Genomic DNA, 17741 nt, shown 5'->3' with positions numbered 1-17741 from the left:
TTTGAAGGACTTCTTAGCTGTACTACAAGGTAAGTTGGTTTATCAACTATTGAAAAGTTTGTAAAACAAGTGATTATCCTAAGTAATTACCTAATTTTGATAGTTTTAAAATATAGAATAATGAAAAAGATTTACGCTATTATTTTGTTATTATTTGTTTCTATTGATTGCAAACCCCAAAAGATTGCGATGGATAAACTGCAGGAGAGAAATGGTGTGTTTTATCTACTAAATACAGATGAGAAATTTAATGGAATTTCGACAGAGTACTATGCTAATGGGCAATTAAAATACGAAATAAACTACAAGGAGGGTAAACATCACGGAGTTGGGAAATGGTATTACGAGAATGGACAATTAAAAGCTGAAGTCAACTCCAAAGAAGGACAACTTTATAAAATTGGAAAGGAATATCACGAGAATGGGAAGTTAAAGATTAAAATAAATTTCCAAGAAGGGAAACCTCAGGGAAGCTCTATAGAATATTATGATAATGGAAAATTAAAAGCTGAAAGAAATTATAAAGATGGCGCACGTCAGGGCATTTCTAAAGAGTATTATAGAAATGGTAAATTAAAAACTGAAGTCAATTACAAAGATGGCGCGCGCCACGGGGTTTCTAAAGAGTATTATGATAATAAACAATTAGAATCCGAAGAGAATTACAAAGATGGAGAACGCCACGGAGTTTCTAAAAAGTATTATACGAATGGCCAATTAGAATCGGAAGAGAATTATATAGACGGAAAAGAAATTGGTAATTGTAAGTGGTATTATGATAATGGACAATTAAAATCTGAAGTGGATTACAAAGATGGGCAACTGCATGGAGTTTTTAATATGTACTATAAGAACGGGCAATTAGAATCCGAAGAGAATTACATAAACGGAAAACGAAATGAGATATTTAAGAGATATTATGACAATGGACAATTAAAAGCTGAAGAGCACTACAAAGATGGAAATCGCCATGGAAGTTCTAAAGAATACTATGATAACGGACAATTACAATTTGATAAAAATTACAGAAATGGGGAACTTGATGGTGTCTATAAAGAGTATTATAAGAATGGGAAATTAAGGTTTGAAGAGAACTATAAAAAAGATGAGTATCATATAATTCCTAAGAGGGAATATTAGATTAACCTCTAAATTGAAAAGCTTAGGCATATTTATAGACTTACATAAACATAAATAGCCAGTTTACTAACTAACCTGATTACAGTCATAGCAATCATATAGTCAACTAAAACTAATAATCCGTAATTAAAGCAATCTACTTGTTTAACTCTTAATTTAAACGCTATATCACTTATATTTTGTAACTTACCTAATAACCATATAAACAACGACAATTATGAAATACGTAAAAGAATTTTCGTCTTTAGATTTTGACAACGATGTACTACATGTAACTTTTAATCAACATCAAATTGAACACCCTATTGTTCAAGTTGAAGAGATTATAGATAATTTTGTTTATCAAATTAAACCGTGTAAAGTTTTTATTTCAAAGGCTCATAATATTGATATCAATTGCGATGTGCCTTTTAAAGGACGCGTTATCTTACGATAAAAAACAAAAAAAAGGTATCTTGAATCAAGATACCTTTTTTTCCTTTATAACTAACCAAAAAACCGCTAACTCTATTTTCATTTGATTATGAAGCAGCTTTAAAACCTATAACAAAGATACCTCACTCAGTTAGCTAAAAATATGACACTTATCAGCTTGGCTCAAAAAAAGCTTTATTAACTATTTTTTAAGCTTTTTTCCTCAACACGATTTATTTTTTTACTTTTATCCATAAATAAAATCGTATGCATTCTATTCACAAATATTCTCTGTGCTTTCAGCCTAATGATCAAATCATTGAGACTGTGAAACTAATGAAGCTAAAGCTCGCTGAAGAAATCGGCTGGTATAACAGCAAGAATTCATTGGCACACTTGACTATTGTTGAATTTCACGCTTCAGAAACTGAAATAAAAAGAGTAAAACAACAAGTTGAACGATGTTGTAATAGATTCGTTCCCACTGATGTGATTTTAAACGATTTTGACACCTATCCAAACGGAGCTTTTTTCTTAACTGTTGATACAAACGCAAAGATAATTTTACAAGACTATGTAAAGCAGCTACTTGAAATATTACAAGTCAAAGTGATAACTAAAAGTTATGATGCTCACTTATCTATAGCGCGTAAATTAGATGCTCAGAAAATAGAAAAAGCATATCAATTATTTGGAAAACAACACTTAGAATTTTTATGTAACCATATTGCACTTCGAAAATTCAATCTGGAAAGAAGACAATATGATATAATTGATACGTTTATGTTTCTTTCTCAACCTGATGACCGTCCCATACAAATGGAGTTATTTTAGGAAATACTACTTTATAAAAAAACATACCCTCGTTTTAAGAACAAAGATTATTGTAATACATTTGAATTAATTCCATTTATAAAAACAGAATTAACTCAAAAATCAAAAAATGATATTTACTAAGAATGTGCTTTTCCGCTCAATGTCTTTGAGCTTACTTGCTTTAACTTTTGCTTGTAATAGCGATGATAACTCAACTCGTGATGATGAAGGTTTTAGAATCATTCCACCAACGGCAGCTACTCCTTTAATTAAACCAACTGCTTTTTATATTGCTAATGAAGATTGGTTTGGACACGATGAAGGTACTGTGAACCAATTAGACTATAATTTACAACCACAATATCGAATTTATAGAGCCGCTAATTCTGGAAAGAAATTTGGTATAACCTTAGCTTATGCAACAGCTTATGGCGACTATTATTATTTTGTATCTAAGCAAGGAAACCGTTTTGTTATAACTGATAAGAATTTCAAAGAAGTAAAAACAATTGAAGATATCAATGGTGATGGACGTGCTTTTGTTGGTGTTTCAGATTCAAAAGGATACATCTCTACTACAAATGGGATAACTATCTTTGATATTAAAAGCCTAAAAACGGTAGATACAATAGCAGATGTTGCTGGTCAGACTGGAAATATGGTATATGCAGATGGTAAAGTTTATGCAGTAGTTCAAGGAAAAGGTCTTGTTATTATTGATACAAAAACAGATAAAGTTAAAATAACATTAGCTGGTAATTATACCCAGCTAACGATTGATAGACATGGTGTAATTTGGGCAGGAAAAGAAAAAGAACTTATCCGCATCAACCCAAAAGACTACAATGATATTAAATCTTACGACATTGCTCCATCGAATATACCAGGTACTTGGGGTGCGTGGAATGCTGGTTCATTTACGGCAAGTATGCAAGAAGATGCCTTATATTGGGTTTCAGATGCTGGATCATGGGGTGGTGGTAACAAAGTTGGTAAATTTGACACTACAAACGGAACATTAAATACAGATTTTCACCTATTAGGAAATGATGCTGATGGTAATAAACTTGCTTTCTATGGAGCTGGTTTACGTGTAGATCCTATTAATGGAGACATTGTCCTTTTAATCAAAAAAGATGGTTGGGCTACTAACGGAGGATACAATTGGACAAGAATTTTATCAAATTCAGGTGCTAAAAAAGGAGAAGTGTTTATGCAAGGTGGAGAAGCAAATGATAAGAATGGTCATTATTGGTTCCCTTCTATGCCTTTCTTCCAAGATAATAATGCTCCTGAAATATTACCAAATCAAATTGTACTTAAGCCAAATAAAGAATTTACTGTTTCTATTGGTGAAGTAATAATTGATCAAGACTCTCCATTAGGATTGATTGAAAAAACAATTACTAAATTTGATTCCACTTTTGGAACAGCAGTTATTGAAAATGATAAATTGATTTTCAATACGAATGACAAAACAGGAAAATCTTCAATAACTATTCGTGCAAATTCAAACGGTAAAGTTGTTGAAAAAAAGATAGAACTTTGGGTTAGAAACTAATTCATATTTTCAAAAAGGCTACGTAATCGTAGCCTTTTTTTACACCCATAAACTACTACATATCAATATCATAACACCATTTAAAAACTTCTTCAAACTAAAAGCTTTTTTTGTATTTTTGATTAAAATTTACATTATGAATTCGAAAAGCTACGTTGCCTTTATTCTTTTATGTCTCGGTCTATTTTTGACGAGTTGTAATGATAAAAACATCAATACTTCAAAAGCGTACTCAACAATTGAAAGCTATTTGAATGAGAAACCTATTTATGAGAGCAATAACTTTCAAATAGGTAAAATGCGATTGAAAACAACAAAAGATAAAGAGTTAATCACTTTTTATAAACAATTGGAAAACGAAGGCTATATCTCATTTGAAGAAGAAACTGCAAAAAAGAAATGGTTGTCTAAAGACTCTATTTGGAATGTTACTTTAAAGATGGCTGAAAAGTCTCACCCTTTTGTGTTAAGTCAAAAAAATGATAGAGTGAAAGTAAAAACAGTTGTCTATCGCTTAGATAAAAATAGCAATGTGCAAATTGAAAATAACGGAAAGAAAACAGCCACTGCGAATGTTATGCTAAACAAAGAGTTTACACCGTTTGCTTTTTTATATAAAGACAAAACTCCGAATACGAAGTTCATCACTAAAAAGTTTAAACTTAAGTATTCTGAAGAAAATGGTTGGAAGGTTACAAATTAGATTATGGCAAAAAAAATTACGTTTCTAATCTTTACGCAATTGCTTTTGTCTTTTGCATCTGCAATGCTCTTTTCTAAAATGTCTTTTGTAGGGCGAGTAAGTATTAGCCTGTTTTACAAAGAATACACAATTTTCAAAACCGTTTGGAAGACAGCATTAGTGATTTTTGCTATTCAATTGGTGCTGATTTTGATATTGGTTCTTTTTAAAAAATTTTCGTCTAAATGGATATATATCCCTATTATACTTCTTGCAATTGGTATTGGTATATATGGTGCGTATTATACATTTCAAGACTTTACAACAACGTCACATAAGCATATGAAAATATACTTTCACGCTGGTGGTTATTTATTTTGGGCTAATTGGCTTATTTCTTGCGTGTTTATTATGCTTATTAAAAAACAACAAACAACTAATGACACAGGATCTATAGGTAGTGAATTTACTATTCCTAAAGCTTCTATTGAAATTATTAAAGATAGTAATACTTCTACGGATTCATAAACTATTCTATTTTGAAAATAGTAATTTTGTGCATTAAGAAATGATAAACATGAAAACAAAAATATTTACTTTACTAACAATCGGAACTGTGTTTATAGCTTCGTGTACTGATAAGAAATCAGAGTCTACAACAAGTACTACTACTGAATCGTCAAAGAGTGCTTCTGAACAAACTGATAAAACTGTGGAGATTCCGATGCACGGAACAGGTGAAAACAGCTCGTCTTCAACAAATCAACGTTTTGAGATGAATGACGATATGAAACAAATGATACAAAACGAAAAGAGCAAATAACCTGCCTTTTCACAGAATTCTATATTAGAAAAACAATTCACTATAATTTTGACGATAAATTGTTCTTGTTAACTACACTGTAAACAAGATGATTTAAAATAAATAGATGTATTCCGTTCGTAATGCTTATTTTTGCAGTCTTATTTGAATTGTTTTTTAGAAAACTATAATTGATTTATGATACAAAATCCAAAAAGATACACGCTTACAGCGGCGTTGCCATATACTAATGGTCCTATTCACATTGGACACTTAGCAGGAGTATATGTACCTGCTGATATTTATGCAAGATTTTTACGTTTACAAGGAAAAGACGTAGCTTTTATTTGTGGAAGTGATGAACATGGGGTAGCTATTTCTATGAAAGCGAAAAAAGAAGGTATTACTCCACAACAAGTTATTGATAAATACAACGGAATTATCAAACAATCGTTTGCGGATTTTGGTATTTCTTTTGACAATTATTCAAGAACTTCTTCTTCAATCCATCATCAAACTGCTTCTGAATTTTTCAAAAAGCTTTATAATGAAGGTAAATTTATTGAAGAAGTTACTGAACAATTATATGATGAACAAGCACAACAATTTTTGGCAGACCGTTTTGTAACAGGTACTTGTCCAAAATGTGCTAATGAAGAAGCATACGGAGACCAATGTGAAAAATGTGGTACTTCATTAAATGCTACTGATTTAATCAACCCTAAATCGACTATTACAGGTTCTAAACCTATTTTAAAATCAACTAAGCACTGGTTTTTACCACTTGATCAATATGATGCATTCTTACGTGAATGGATTTTAGAAGGTCATAAAAATGACTGGAAACCAAATGTATATGGGCAGGTTAAATCTTGGTTAGAAGATGGTTTAAAACCACGTGCAGTAACTCGTGACTTAGATTGGGGTATTCCTGTTCCTGTTGAAGGTGCTGACGGAAAAGTTCTTTATGTATGGTTTGATGCTCCGATTGGGTACATATCTTCTACAAAAGAATGGGCAGAAAGAGAAGGAAAAGATTGGGAACCATATTGGAAATCTGATGACACTAAATTAGTGCACTTCATTGGAAAAGATAATATTGTTTTCCATTGTGTTATTTTCCCTGCCATGTTGAAAGCAGAAGGTAGTTATATTCTTCCTGACAACGTTCCTGCAAATGAGTTCTTAAACTTAGAAGGTAATAAACTTTCTACTTCTAAGAATTGGGCTGTTTGGTTACACGAATATTTAGAAGATTTCCCAGGAAAACAAGATGTTTTACGTTATGCATTGACATCAAATGCTCCTGAAACAAAAGATAACGACTTTACTTGGAAAGATTTTCAAGCAAGAAACAACAATGAGTTAGTTGCTATTTTTGGTAACTTCATCAACCGAGTTGTTGTTTTAACAAATAAATATTACAACGGAATTGTTCCTCATCCAAATGAGTTTTCTGATGTTGATATCGCTACTTTACAAGAATTAAGAGCGTACCCAAGTGTTATTGAGAGTTCTGTTGAAAGATACCGCTTTAGAGAAGCATTGTCTGAATTAATGAATGTTGCTCGTCTTGGAAATAAATATCTTGCAGATGAAGAACCTTGGAAATTGATTAAAGAAAATCCAGAAAGAGTAAAAACTCAAATGTATGTAGCTTTACAAATTGCTGCTGCATTAAGTACGCTTGCTGAGCCTTTCTTACCATTTACTGCTAACAAATTGAAGTCTATCTTAAATATTAGTACTCCAATTTCTTGGAAGTCTGTTTCTGAAGATACAGTAATGATTGCAGCAGATCACCAAATTGGACAAGCTGAATTGTTATTCGCTAAGATTGAAGATGAAGAGATTCAAAAACAATTAGACCGCTTAGAAGCTTCTAAAAAAGCTAATGCTGCTGAGAACAAAAAAGTAGAAGAACAAAAAGAAACTGCTACGTTTGAAGACTTCGCAAAATTAGACTTAAGAGTCGGGACTATTCTTGAAGCAGAAAAAATGCCTAAAGCAAATAAACTTTTAGTTTTAAAAGTAGATACTGGATTAGATGTTAGAACTATTGTTTCTGGTATTGCTGAACATTTCTCTCCTGAAGAAGTTATTGGAAAAAAAGTTACTGTTCTTGCTAACTTAGCTCCAAGAAAATTAAGAGGAGTTGAGAGTCAAGGTATGATTTTAATGACTGAAGATCCTGATGGAAAATTAGTTTTCGTAAATCCTGATAATGATACTGTGAAAAACGGTTCAACAATAAACTAAATAATAAAAGCGGTTATCTGATGTAGATAACCGCTTTTTTTCTTTACGACAGACATTTTTGAATTATTCAAACTCACTTGCCTTTTCTAAGAACAACATATCTTCCATAGTCAACTTCAAAGAAGTTGCTTTAATAATACTTTCTAATTGTTTAGCATTCGTAGCACTCACAATTGGTGTACTAATATCTGGTTTGTGAATTTGCCAAGCTATTGCAACCTCTGCTATTTGTGCTTGATATCGATTTGCTACAACAGACAAAGATTCTATAATACGAAGGCCTCTTTCATTTAGATAACCTTTTACCATTTCTTTACGCTGGCTGTTACTTATATCTTCTTGCGTTTTATACTTCCCTGTTAAGAAACCACTTGCTAACGCAAAATAGCTCATTACAGCAAGGCTTTCTTCCTTAACCAAGGGTAAGTACTCTTTTTCATATTTCTCTCTATCATAGAGGTTATATAAGGGCTGAATAGCTATGTACTTAGTCCATCCTTTCTCTTTACACAATTCATTCGCTGCCTTAATGCGATTTACTTCAAGATTTGAAGCTCCCAAATAACGTACTTTTCCTTCTCGCACTAAATCATTAAAAACAGACATAGTTTCCTCTTGAGAGACATTCAAGTCATCATGATGAGCAAAATATAGATCAATATAGTCAGTGTTCAACCTTCTTAATGAGGATTCTACTCCCATTCTAATATTATCTCTACTAAGTCCTCGTTGAACATCTTTCATACTTCCTCCTACCTTAGTTGATAAAACTATATTGTGACGCTTTTTAGACTCCTTAAACCATTTACCTATTATTGCTTCAGACTCTCCTCCAACATTACCAGGTGCCCAATGAGAATAGTTATTTGATGTATCAATAAAAGTCAATCCTTTTTCTTGAAGTTCATCTAACATTCTCAAAGACTCCTTTTCATTTATTGTCCATCCAAATACATTCCCACCAAAACACAATTCTGGTACTTCTAAGTCACTTTCACCTAATTTTAATCTATTCATCTTTTTATCTAACAATTCATTTTTAAAGGTAAAACTTTTAAAAAACTTAACGCATAAAAAAAGAGCTAATCATATGATTAGCTCTTTTAAAATATATTATAAAATTCTTATTAGAAGTTATAACGTAATGTTACGTTCCATGTTCTACCATTTCCGAAATAAACCTCGTTTGCAGTATCTACACCTTTCCAATTTACATTATTCGCTTTTGAATCACCACTATGAATATTAGTTCTTGAATAAGAAATATAAGTAGTATCAAAAACGTTATTAACATTCACGCGCATAGAAACACTATTTTGTTTCTCTTTACCAACTTTCATTTTGTATGATAAACCTGCATCAAATAAATTAAACGAAGGTAATGAAATAGATCCTTTAGAATCTTTAGATCCAAAATCAGTTGGGTTAATTCCAGCGTAGAATTTATCATTGTAACGGAAGTTACCATCAACTTTTAACCCTTCTACAATTTCATATGCAGCACCTAAATTTAAAATGAACTGAGGAGCATCTCCCACTTTAGCACCATCTAAATAAAGAGTTTTTTGCATTGGTTTTCCATTTTCTCCTAAGATTGGGTCGTTTGTTTGCTCATTCAAGAAATCAGCACTTACGTTCCCTTTGTACTTCCAATCACCCCAAGATAAAGATCCTGTAATGTCTAAACGATCAATTGGATTATAAATAAAGTCAACTTCTAATCCTGTATGTATTTGTTCAATACCATATAAGTTAGCATATCCAGGAGTTTGAGTTCCATTTTTACCTACATTAAATACATCTCTTTCGAAAATTCTTTGAATTCTGTCTTTCCAAGACGTACGATATAAGTTAACATTACCTCTAAATTTCTCTAAACGTAATCCATACCCTAATTCTAAACCAAAAATCTTTTCATTTTTTAAGTTAGGGTTTTCTGTATTACTATTATTAATATAAACTCCATTATTCATGAAAGGCTGACGAGAGAAATATCCAGAGTTAACAAAAACATTATGATTTTCATCAATATTGTAGTTCAATCCTCCTTTAACACTTCCTCCTGCTAAACTTTTCCAAGAAGTTTTATATTCTGAAGCACCTTTTTCAGTTCTACGGTCATATCCCATATAATCAATACGTCTAAACCATTGATTAGAGATAGATCCTTGTACGAATACAGTTAATGCGTCTTTAGAATACTCAACTTGTCCAAAACCACCTAACCATTTAACATTTCCATCATTGTCGTAAGCAACTTTTTCTCTCTTACTCCAATCAAGCCAAGGATTAGCTGGAGCTTTACTATTATAAGTTTCAGTAATAACACGATTACCAGTACTCTTATTAGCCATATCAATATAACCTGGAGCCCCTAAAAGGTTATCCAATACTTGGAAATGGTATCCTACATATGTACGAGCATCAACTCCAATATCAAAATTCCAATTCTCATTAATTTTAGCATTTAAGTTCATTACAGTACCATACCAGTCATGAGAGTTTATACTTGTACGACGTACAAGACCATTTCTTGATGTTGAATAATATTCTCCATCTTCCATAACTTTATCATTACCAAAACCTTCTACATGTTTTCCTGAATTCCATGCAGCGATGTCATCAAAACGGATATGTCCATTATTATCTTTAAATAAACTATCTCTTTGTCCCTTTCCATTAATACTTCCAAGAGCACCATTTCCTCCTCCACGGCCCCAAGAACCATAAGCAACAGTATTTAAAGTAAATGTTTCATTTATTCTAAAATCCCAGTTTACAGAAGCAATAGGTTTATTATAGAAGTTTCTTGCCCAAGAATATCCTTTTCCATTATACATACCATAATCAGCATTGTAACGTCTATTAGGTTTACCATTATCACTATATTCTAAGTAATCAGCGATTGTAGGGTTAGTACTACTTTGGTTGTGCCATTGATTAGCACCGGTAAAAGTAAATTGAATATTATGCTTAGTATCTTTTGAACGGTAACCTAATCCTAAGAAATATGCTACACTTTCAAAATCAGTACCTTCTGTATATCCATTACCGCGAGTATAAGACATTAAAACAGAAGCGGATAAACCATTTTCTAAAATACCTGTATTGTAAGATGCAGATCCTTTAAAATAATCATTATTACCAACACCTGCAGAAAGAGATCCTCCCTCTTTCATATCTGATGTTTTTGTAATAATATTCATCGTTCCTCCTACAGAAGAGATAGCAATTTTAGAAGATCCTAATCCTCTTTGAACTTGAACAGCAGATGCAATATCTTGAGCTCCAGCCCAGTTTGACCAATATACAGATCCACCTTCCATATCGTTAACAGGCATACCATTAACCATTACAGCGATGTTCTTTTGATCAAATCCACGAATATTAAGTTTTGAATCTCCAAATCCTCCACCAGCTTGAGAAGCATAAACAGAAGGAGTAGTATTTAAAAGTTCAGGAAATTCTTGAGAACCAATTTTTTCCTGAATAACAGCTGCTTTAATTGTAGAAACAGCAACTGGAGTTTTACGATCTTTTGCTACGTCAGCAACACCCATAATAACGATGTCATCCAACATATTCTCATCAGCAGCTAAAACAATATTTCCTAAATTAGCTTTTTTGTCAGCACCAATTTTAAAAGAAACAGTTTTTGACTGGTAACCAATAAAAGAGAATACTACTTCTCCTTTATCTGAAGAAACATTTAATTCAAAATTTCCATCCATATCTGTAGATGTTCCATTTTGTGTTCCTTTAACAATTACTGTTGCACCTGGTAATCCCGATTGGAACTCACCATCGATTACAACACCAGTAATCTTGTTTTGTGAAAGTGCGGATACTGAGGTAAGAATCATTACCATCATCAGCATCCAGTTCTTCAAGTTTTTCATTTTGTAAGTGTAAGTGATAAAATTAATTTTCGGCACAAATGTACAAAAACATCGATATTCAATGTTACCTTATCATTAAATTTTAACTTGCATTACAATTTAGACTTATTCTACTTTCTATTATTCAGATAATAATCCAATAAAAACACTGTAGAACTATCATGTTTACTGATATTTTTTGTTTTTATTTCATTTTGAATATTTTTAGCTAAAACTTTTCCATACTCTACACCAAACTGGTCAAAGCTATAAATATTCCAAATTACACCTTGTACAAAGGTTTTATGCTCATATAAAGCAATCAATGCCCCTAAGTTTTTAGGCGTTAACTTACTAATCAACAATGTATTTGATGGTTTATTACCACAGAACTCTCTAAAATTACTTAAAAACTCACTATTATCTGATTCATAAACCTCTCCAGATTTACCTTTTAATAATGCTTCACTTTGTCCAAAAAAATTAGACATTAAAATATCGTGACTTGAATTTCCTTCAACAAAAGGATTAACAAAACCAATAAAATCAATTGGAATAACTTTTGTTCCTTGATGAAATAGCTGAAAAAAAGCATGCTGTGCAGAAACACCTACTTCTCCCCAAATCAAAGTTCCTGTTTGATAATTAACAGGTATTCCACTTCTATCTTTATTTTTTCCATTACTTTCCATTATCATTTGTTGAAGATGAGCAGGAAACTTTTCTAATACCTGACTATACGGAACAACAGCTTCTGTTTCATATCCATAAAAATTATTGTACCAAACACTTAAAAGCGCCATTATTACAGGTAAATTACTTTCGAATTCCGCGCTTTGGAAATGATTATCCATTTCATAAGCCCCTTTTAATAAAGCTTCAAAATTATCATATCCAACTGCTAAAGCCACAGACAAACCAACAGCACTCCACAAAGAAAACCTTCCTCCAACATAATCCCACATTGGATAAATATTCTCTTTATATAGTCCAAATTCTTCAGCTTCTTCAACTGAAGCAGATACACCTATAAAGTGTTTGTTAAAATCTCTTCCAACGAGTTCCTTCTCAATCCAACTTTTAATACGTTTAGCATTTTCAATTGTTTCTTGAGTAGTAAAGGTTTTAGAAACAATTAAAACTAATGTTGTAGCTGGATTTAATTGTTTTAAAACTGAATGCAAATAATCATCATCTACATTCGATATATAATGAATTCCTAAATCATTTCTATAATTCACTAATGCATTTACAACCATCTTAGGACCTAAATCAGATCCTCCAATACCAATATTAATTACATCTGTAAACTTCTGTCCAGTCGCTGATAAGTACTCTCCATTTAAAACTTTCTCTGTAAAATCTTTAATTCTCTTACGAGTTCCCTTTATATCTAATAATATATCTTCTCCTTCAATCTCAATTTTCTTATTATCAGAGAAGTCACGTAATGCTGTATGCAATACAGAACGATCTTCTGTTGCATTGATTTTAAAACCGTCAAACATTGCATTTATCGCGTCTTTCAAGCCTACTTCTTTGGCTAAGTCAAACAATAACGACAATGTTTCATCTGTAACTTTATTCTTAGAATAATCTAACAAAAACTCCTCCCATTTAACGCTCAAACTATTAGCTCTTTGAGGATCTTTCTCAAAAAGTTTTTGCATTTGAACAAACTCCATATCTCCAAAATGATTTCTCAACTCTTTCCAAGACTGAGTCCCAGACGGATTTATACTTTTTAACATTAGCTTTTTATATTCTTATTCTTCTTTAAACTTCTCACTAATCGTTTTATCTAATTCCGCTTTCAAAGGATTAATATGCTCTTTAAACGCAGGAATATTTTTTTTATCCATTGGCTCAGAATTCGGTAATGCTTGCCCCATTGGATCAACTTGAACCCCATTCTTCCAAAAACGATAGCACACATGCGGTCCAGTTGCTAACCCTGTACTTCCGACTAATCCGATTGTCTGTCCTTGATCAACGTACTGCCCAACCTTAACTAATATCTTTGACATATGTAAATACTGAGTCGAATATGTTCCGTTATGTCGAACCTTCACAAAGTTACCATTTCCTGCGGTATAACCAGCTCTTTCAACAACACCTGATGCTGTTGACATAATTGGTGTTCCCGTTGGAGCAGCGTAATCCGTTCCATTATGAGACTTCCATCTTTTCTGTACAGGATGAAATCTATTTTTAGAGTACTTTGATGTAATTCTAAAGAATTTTAAAGGAGCTTTTAAAAACATACTCTTCATTGGTCTTCCCTCTTCATCATAATAATCAACACCTTTTGCACCATTTCTTTTATATGGAAATGAATACAGATCTTTTCCTCTATATCTAAAATATGCTGCATCAATCTTAGAAATACCAACATAAATAGTATCATTTATATACTTCTCTTCAATGGTTACAGCAAACCTATCTTCTGGCTGTAACTTAAAAAAGTCTATTGACCAAGCAAATATTTGTGACATCTTAGTTGCTAACGATTGGTCAACTCCTTCTTTGCTAAGGCTTAATGATAAAGAACCATCAATTGTAGAAGCAACGGTACGTCTTTTTATGGTAACTGGATAAGTTTTTGTATATGCGTGAATAGTATCTCTCAAATCGATAACTTGATAACCTGAAATATTTGGATGATACACAAAAGCAGCAAGCTTTTCTTTTTCTTTTTTATATTTCACTAATGCATACGGCTGTCCTACACGAATATTTTTAACATTAAACGTGTCTTTTACCTTCGAAACAATATCATGTACTTCAGTAGCATTTAGATTATTATTACCAAAAATCTTTCCTAAATTATCACCGCTTCGAATGGTATCTTCAACTAATACATAGTCTTTCAAATTAAAACCATATAACTCGGCAACTACCTCTTCTGCGTTCTCATCTTCTACTTGTGGTTCAATAGTCGGCTCTTCTGTGTTTTTACACGAAAAAAGTGCCAACGAGACCATTATACTATATATAAATTGCTTCAAAATGTAAATTCTTTACTTCAACTTCTTTTCTAAACTAATCCCCAATTGTCTATTTCCTCTTTTGACCATAATTCTGGAAAAAATATACGTTTTTGATATTGTGGTAACATATACTTCTTCCAATCACTCCCCCCTGTTGCCTCTTTAACTCCTTTCACATCATCATCTAAATATTTTTCAGCTGTATGATAATGCCCCAATACCCAGGTCACATTTATTGTTTTATCTAAATGTCTCATCGCTTGTATTAATTCTTTATCACTACGAGCCGCTTCTGGCAACATTACAAATTTCTGCCATAAATTTGTTTTTTCATAGTCTTTCATGGCTTTAACAAAAATTTCACAATATTTATCTTCAAATGCCTTCAATAAATAAGACTTCTCACCTGTTCGATAATCTTTGCCTGCAGCCTGCCAGTATAAATATTCTAACGCTTCTTTTTCTGAAATATTTTCCTTTAATGTATCAACAAAACGTTTATCTATTAAATTATACCAATCGGTACAAGCAAACTCAATTAAACGATATTGACTACTTTGAAAACCACTTGCTGGAGCAAGTGTATTACGAAATTGTAAATATTGATCCTTACTCATCCCATCTTTCATAATGGAAAAAGAAGATGTTAGCATATCAAAATATCTACTTATACGATTAATCTTCTCTTTAAATAATTCAATCGTCAACTTATCATCTTCACAATTACTAACTTGGTTAATTTCCCAAAGTACCATTTTAAACAATAATTCATTAACCTGATGATACATTATAAACACCATTTCATCAGGAATTATTGTTCTCTGTGTTTGCAAATTCAACAATGCATCTGTTTGTATATAATCCCAATATGTTAAAGGCTTAGCATAGAGCATTCCTTTTATATGAGTTTCTGTCTTCAATCCTAACTCATCAAATCTATCTTCTAAGTCCGTATATAGATCAATAATTGTTTTCTCTTCCATTACTTTTCAAATTCAAGCTTACTAACTAAGTTTTTATACTCTTCTAAATCTGCTTTTAAGGATCCAACAGCTAAACTTGCTTTTATTCGAATAGGAACTTTATTATTATCTGCAGTTACCCATACTGTTAAGCTTTCTTTTTCTTTAAAAACTCTACCTGCCATAACGTAGGGTCTAAATTTCAATGTTTTTGTTCTCCCAAACTTAGTTTTCAAAATTTCTTCACCAAGATATTTTAGCTTAAAACGAAAAACTTCACCGTCAAAAAACATATCAATTTCAACAGACTCTCCTTGTTTCATAGTGTTCAAACCTGGATACTTTCTCAAATAATAGAAAGCAGAAACAATATCTTGAACATCTTTAACAACAGAATATTCTTTTTTTGTCTGTTTTTCTTTATCATGAACTAAGACCTTCATTGTTTTGTAATTAAAAACACCATCTTGATCTTTAGTATACCCTCCCTCATCAATTTTTCTAATAAAACGATGAGGAACAACACTTTTCTTTTCAAAATAACTTTCATAATTGTCATAGACTTTAAAGAAAGCTTTAGGCACACCTGTTGTATATCCAATGCCTTTTGCATGATATACAGGTATTCCATTATAAACTGTGTCTGTTAATTTCAGAGTAGCTATCCCTGCATTAAATATACCATAACTAATGCGGAATTTTAAATATTCACCAGTATCAAATGCCTTTGGCAAAGTCTGTGCAAATAAATAACTTGTACTTATAAGAAAAGCAACAAGTAAGAAGAGACGTTTTTTCATATTGGTCATATTTTATTCAAAAATAGCAAACAAAAAAACCCAGCCAAAGAAATGACTGAGTTTTTATGCTATTAACCAACCAAAAAACTATAAATTATGAAAAATTTATTACACTCAAATAAAGCTTATGACGACCTTATTTTTGCGAGTGCAAATGTATAGCTTTTTTTTAATTAAAACTACTGTCATTGCATTTTAACTAATCATTAACTTTACAAGCTTATTTGTTGGTCTTTTTAATATTTAATTAACTGAATTCTAAAGTGTTCCTCTTTTTTCTTGCTCACGTTCAATAGACTCAAACAAGGCCTTAAAGTTACCTGCTCCGAATCCACGAGCTCCCATTCGCTGAATAATTTCAAAAAACAAAGTTGGTCTATCCTCTACTGGCTTAGTAAAAATCTGTAATAAATACCCTTCTTCGTCAGCATCAATCATAATACCTAACTTTTGAAGCTCTTTAATATCTTCTTTCATCATATCCATATGAGATCCTAAACGTCGAGGAATATCATCATAATAAGCTTGTGGTGGTGCTGATAAAAACTCGACTCCTCTACTTTTCATTAACCCGACTGTACTTAAAATATCATCAGTAGCTACAGCAATATGTTGTACTCCTGGTCCATTATAAAAATCTAAATATTCTTCTACTTGAGATTTTTTCTTTCCTTCTGCAGGTTCGTTAATTGGGAACTTAATACGCCCATTCCCATTAGACATAACTTTACTCATCAACGCAGAATATTCTGTATTAATTTGTTTATCATCAAAAGACAAGAAATTCACAAAGCCCATTACATCTTCATACCAGTTAACCCACGTATTCATTTCATTCCATCCAACATTCCCTACCATATGATCAACATACTTCAATCCAACTGCAGTTGGATTATAATCACTTTCCCATTTTACAAATCCAGGTAAGAATATTCCTTTATAGTTTTTTCGCTCAACAAACATATGAACTGTTTCACCATAAGTATAAATACCAGCACGAACAGCTTCTCCAAATTCATCCTTTTCTACTATAGGTTCCATATACGACCTTGCGCCTCTACTTATCGTTTCCTCATATGCTTTACGAGCGTCCTCTACCCATAATGCTACAACTTTAACTCCATCACCATGTTCAACAATATGATTATTTAATTCTGACTCTGCAGTCAAAGGAGTTGTTAATACAATTCTAATTTTATCTTGCACTAAAACATAAGAAGCACGGTCTCTAACACCTGTTTCTAAGCCAGCATAAGCTAACGATTGAAATCCAAAAGCTGTCTTATAGAAATGCGCAGCTTGTTTAGCATTCCCTACAATAAACTCTACATAATCTGTCCCTAAAAGAGGTAAAAAATCTTGTGCTCCTTCAAATATCTTTTCTAAGCCAAACTCTACTGATTTAACTTCTCTGCTCATAATTTATAGTTTAATAGT

At 32.0% G+C, this 17741-nt stretch carries 15 protein-coding genes; 8 read left to right on the top strand and 7 right to left on the bottom strand.

Features of this window, described 5'->3' with window-relative positions; all coding sequences use genetic code 11:
* The first annotated feature begins 120 nt into the window (after positions 1–120).
* The 8 genes from AABL81_RS03035 (at position 121) to metG (ending at position 7674) form a co-directional block, all read left to right on the top strand.
* Positions 121–1140 carry a toxin-antitoxin system YwqK family antitoxin gene (locus AABL81_RS03035; protein WP_341340323.1) on the top strand — a complete coding sequence of 340 codons (1020 nt, stop codon included), beginning with the start codon at positions 121–123 and terminating at the stop codon, positions 1138–1140.
* A 217-nt stretch (positions 1141–1357) separates the two neighbouring features.
* Positions 1358–1576, top strand: a complete 219-nt coding sequence (locus tag AABL81_RS03030; RefSeq protein WP_158209650.1) for a hypothetical protein — start codon at positions 1358–1360, stop codon at positions 1574–1576.
* A gap of 245 nt (positions 1577–1821) precedes the next feature.
* Positions 1822–2388, top strand: coding sequence for a 2'-5' RNA ligase family protein (locus AABL81_RS03025; RefSeq protein WP_158209651.1), 567 nt, complete (start codon positions 1822–1824; stop codon positions 2386–2388).
* Between the two features lie 109 nt (positions 2389–2497).
* Positions 2498–3931 carry a DUF5074 domain-containing protein gene (locus AABL81_RS03020; protein ID WP_341340322.1) on the top strand — a complete coding sequence of 478 codons (1434 nt, stop codon included), beginning with the start codon at positions 2498–2500 and terminating at the stop codon, positions 3929–3931.
* Positions 3932–4067: 136 nt separating this feature from the next.
* Positions 4068–4634 carry a hypothetical protein gene (locus AABL81_RS03015; RefSeq protein ID WP_158209653.1) on the top strand — a complete coding sequence of 189 codons (567 nt, stop codon included), beginning with the start codon at positions 4068–4070 and terminating at the stop codon, positions 4632–4634.
* A gap of 3 nt (positions 4635–4637) precedes the next feature.
* Complete coding sequence (locus tag AABL81_RS03010; protein ID WP_341340321.1) at positions 4638–5141, top strand: cytochrome d ubiquinol oxidase subunit II; 504 nt, start codon at positions 4638–4640, stop codon at positions 5139–5141.
* Between the two features lie 49 nt (positions 5142–5190).
* Entirely contained in the window at positions 5191–5436 is a 246-nt protein-coding gene (locus AABL81_RS03005; protein ID WP_158209654.1) for a hypothetical protein, read from the top strand.
* Positions 5437–5613: 177 nt separating this feature from the next.
* Positions 5614–7674 carry a methionine--tRNA ligase gene (metG, locus tag AABL81_RS03000; RefSeq protein WP_158209655.1) on the top strand — a complete coding sequence of 687 codons (2061 nt, stop codon included), beginning with the start codon at positions 5614–5616 and terminating at the stop codon, positions 7672–7674.
* A 63-nt stretch (positions 7675–7737) separates the two neighbouring features.
* Here the strand turns inward: metG and AABL81_RS02995 are convergent, their stop codons facing one another.
* From AABL81_RS02995 to hppD, 7 genes are all read right to left on the bottom strand, one after another.
* Positions 7738–8691 carry an aldo/keto reductase gene (locus AABL81_RS02995; RefSeq protein ID WP_341340320.1) on the bottom strand — a complete coding sequence of 318 codons (954 nt, stop codon included), beginning with the start codon at positions 8689–8691 and terminating at the stop codon, positions 7738–7740.
* Between the two features lie 110 nt (positions 8692–8801).
* Positions 8802–11573 carry a TonB-dependent receptor gene (locus AABL81_RS02990; RefSeq protein ID WP_158209657.1) on the bottom strand — a complete coding sequence of 924 codons (2772 nt, stop codon included), beginning with the start codon at positions 11571–11573 and terminating at the stop codon, positions 8802–8804.
* A gap of 110 nt (positions 11574–11683) precedes the next feature.
* Complete coding sequence (gene pgi / locus AABL81_RS02985; RefSeq protein ID WP_341340319.1) at positions 11684–13303, bottom strand: glucose-6-phosphate isomerase; 1620 nt, start codon at positions 13301–13303, stop codon at positions 11684–11686.
* A 15-nt stretch (positions 13304–13318) separates the two neighbouring features.
* A complete protein-coding gene (locus AABL81_RS02980; protein ID WP_158209659.1) occupies positions 13319–14560 on the bottom strand; it encodes a M23 family metallopeptidase in 1242 nt (413 codons plus the stop codon).
* Between the two features lie 29 nt (positions 14561–14589).
* Positions 14590–15525, bottom strand: coding sequence for a tryptophan 2,3-dioxygenase family protein (locus AABL81_RS02975; RefSeq protein WP_410505301.1), 936 nt, complete (start codon positions 15523–15525; stop codon positions 14590–14592).
* Positions 15525–16304 carry a DUF3108 domain-containing protein gene (locus AABL81_RS02970; protein ID WP_158209660.1) on the bottom strand — a complete coding sequence of 260 codons (780 nt, stop codon included), beginning with the start codon at positions 16302–16304 and terminating at the stop codon, positions 15525–15527. The genes AABL81_RS02975 and AABL81_RS02970 overlap by 1 nt, the downstream gene beginning before the upstream one ends.
* A 258-nt stretch (positions 16305–16562) precedes the next feature.
* Positions 16563–17723, bottom strand: coding sequence for a 4-hydroxyphenylpyruvate dioxygenase (hppD, locus tag AABL81_RS02965; protein ID WP_158209661.1), 1161 nt, complete (start codon positions 17721–17723; stop codon positions 16563–16565).
* Positions 17724–17741: the final 18 nt, after the last annotated feature.

It is taken from the genome of Myroides sp. C1519 (assembly GCF_038039755.1).
Taxonomy (GTDB): domain Bacteria; phylum Bacteroidota; class Bacteroidia; order Flavobacteriales; family Flavobacteriaceae; genus Flavobacterium; species Flavobacterium phaeum_A.
This window is presented reverse-complemented; position numbering and strand designations above follow the sequence as displayed.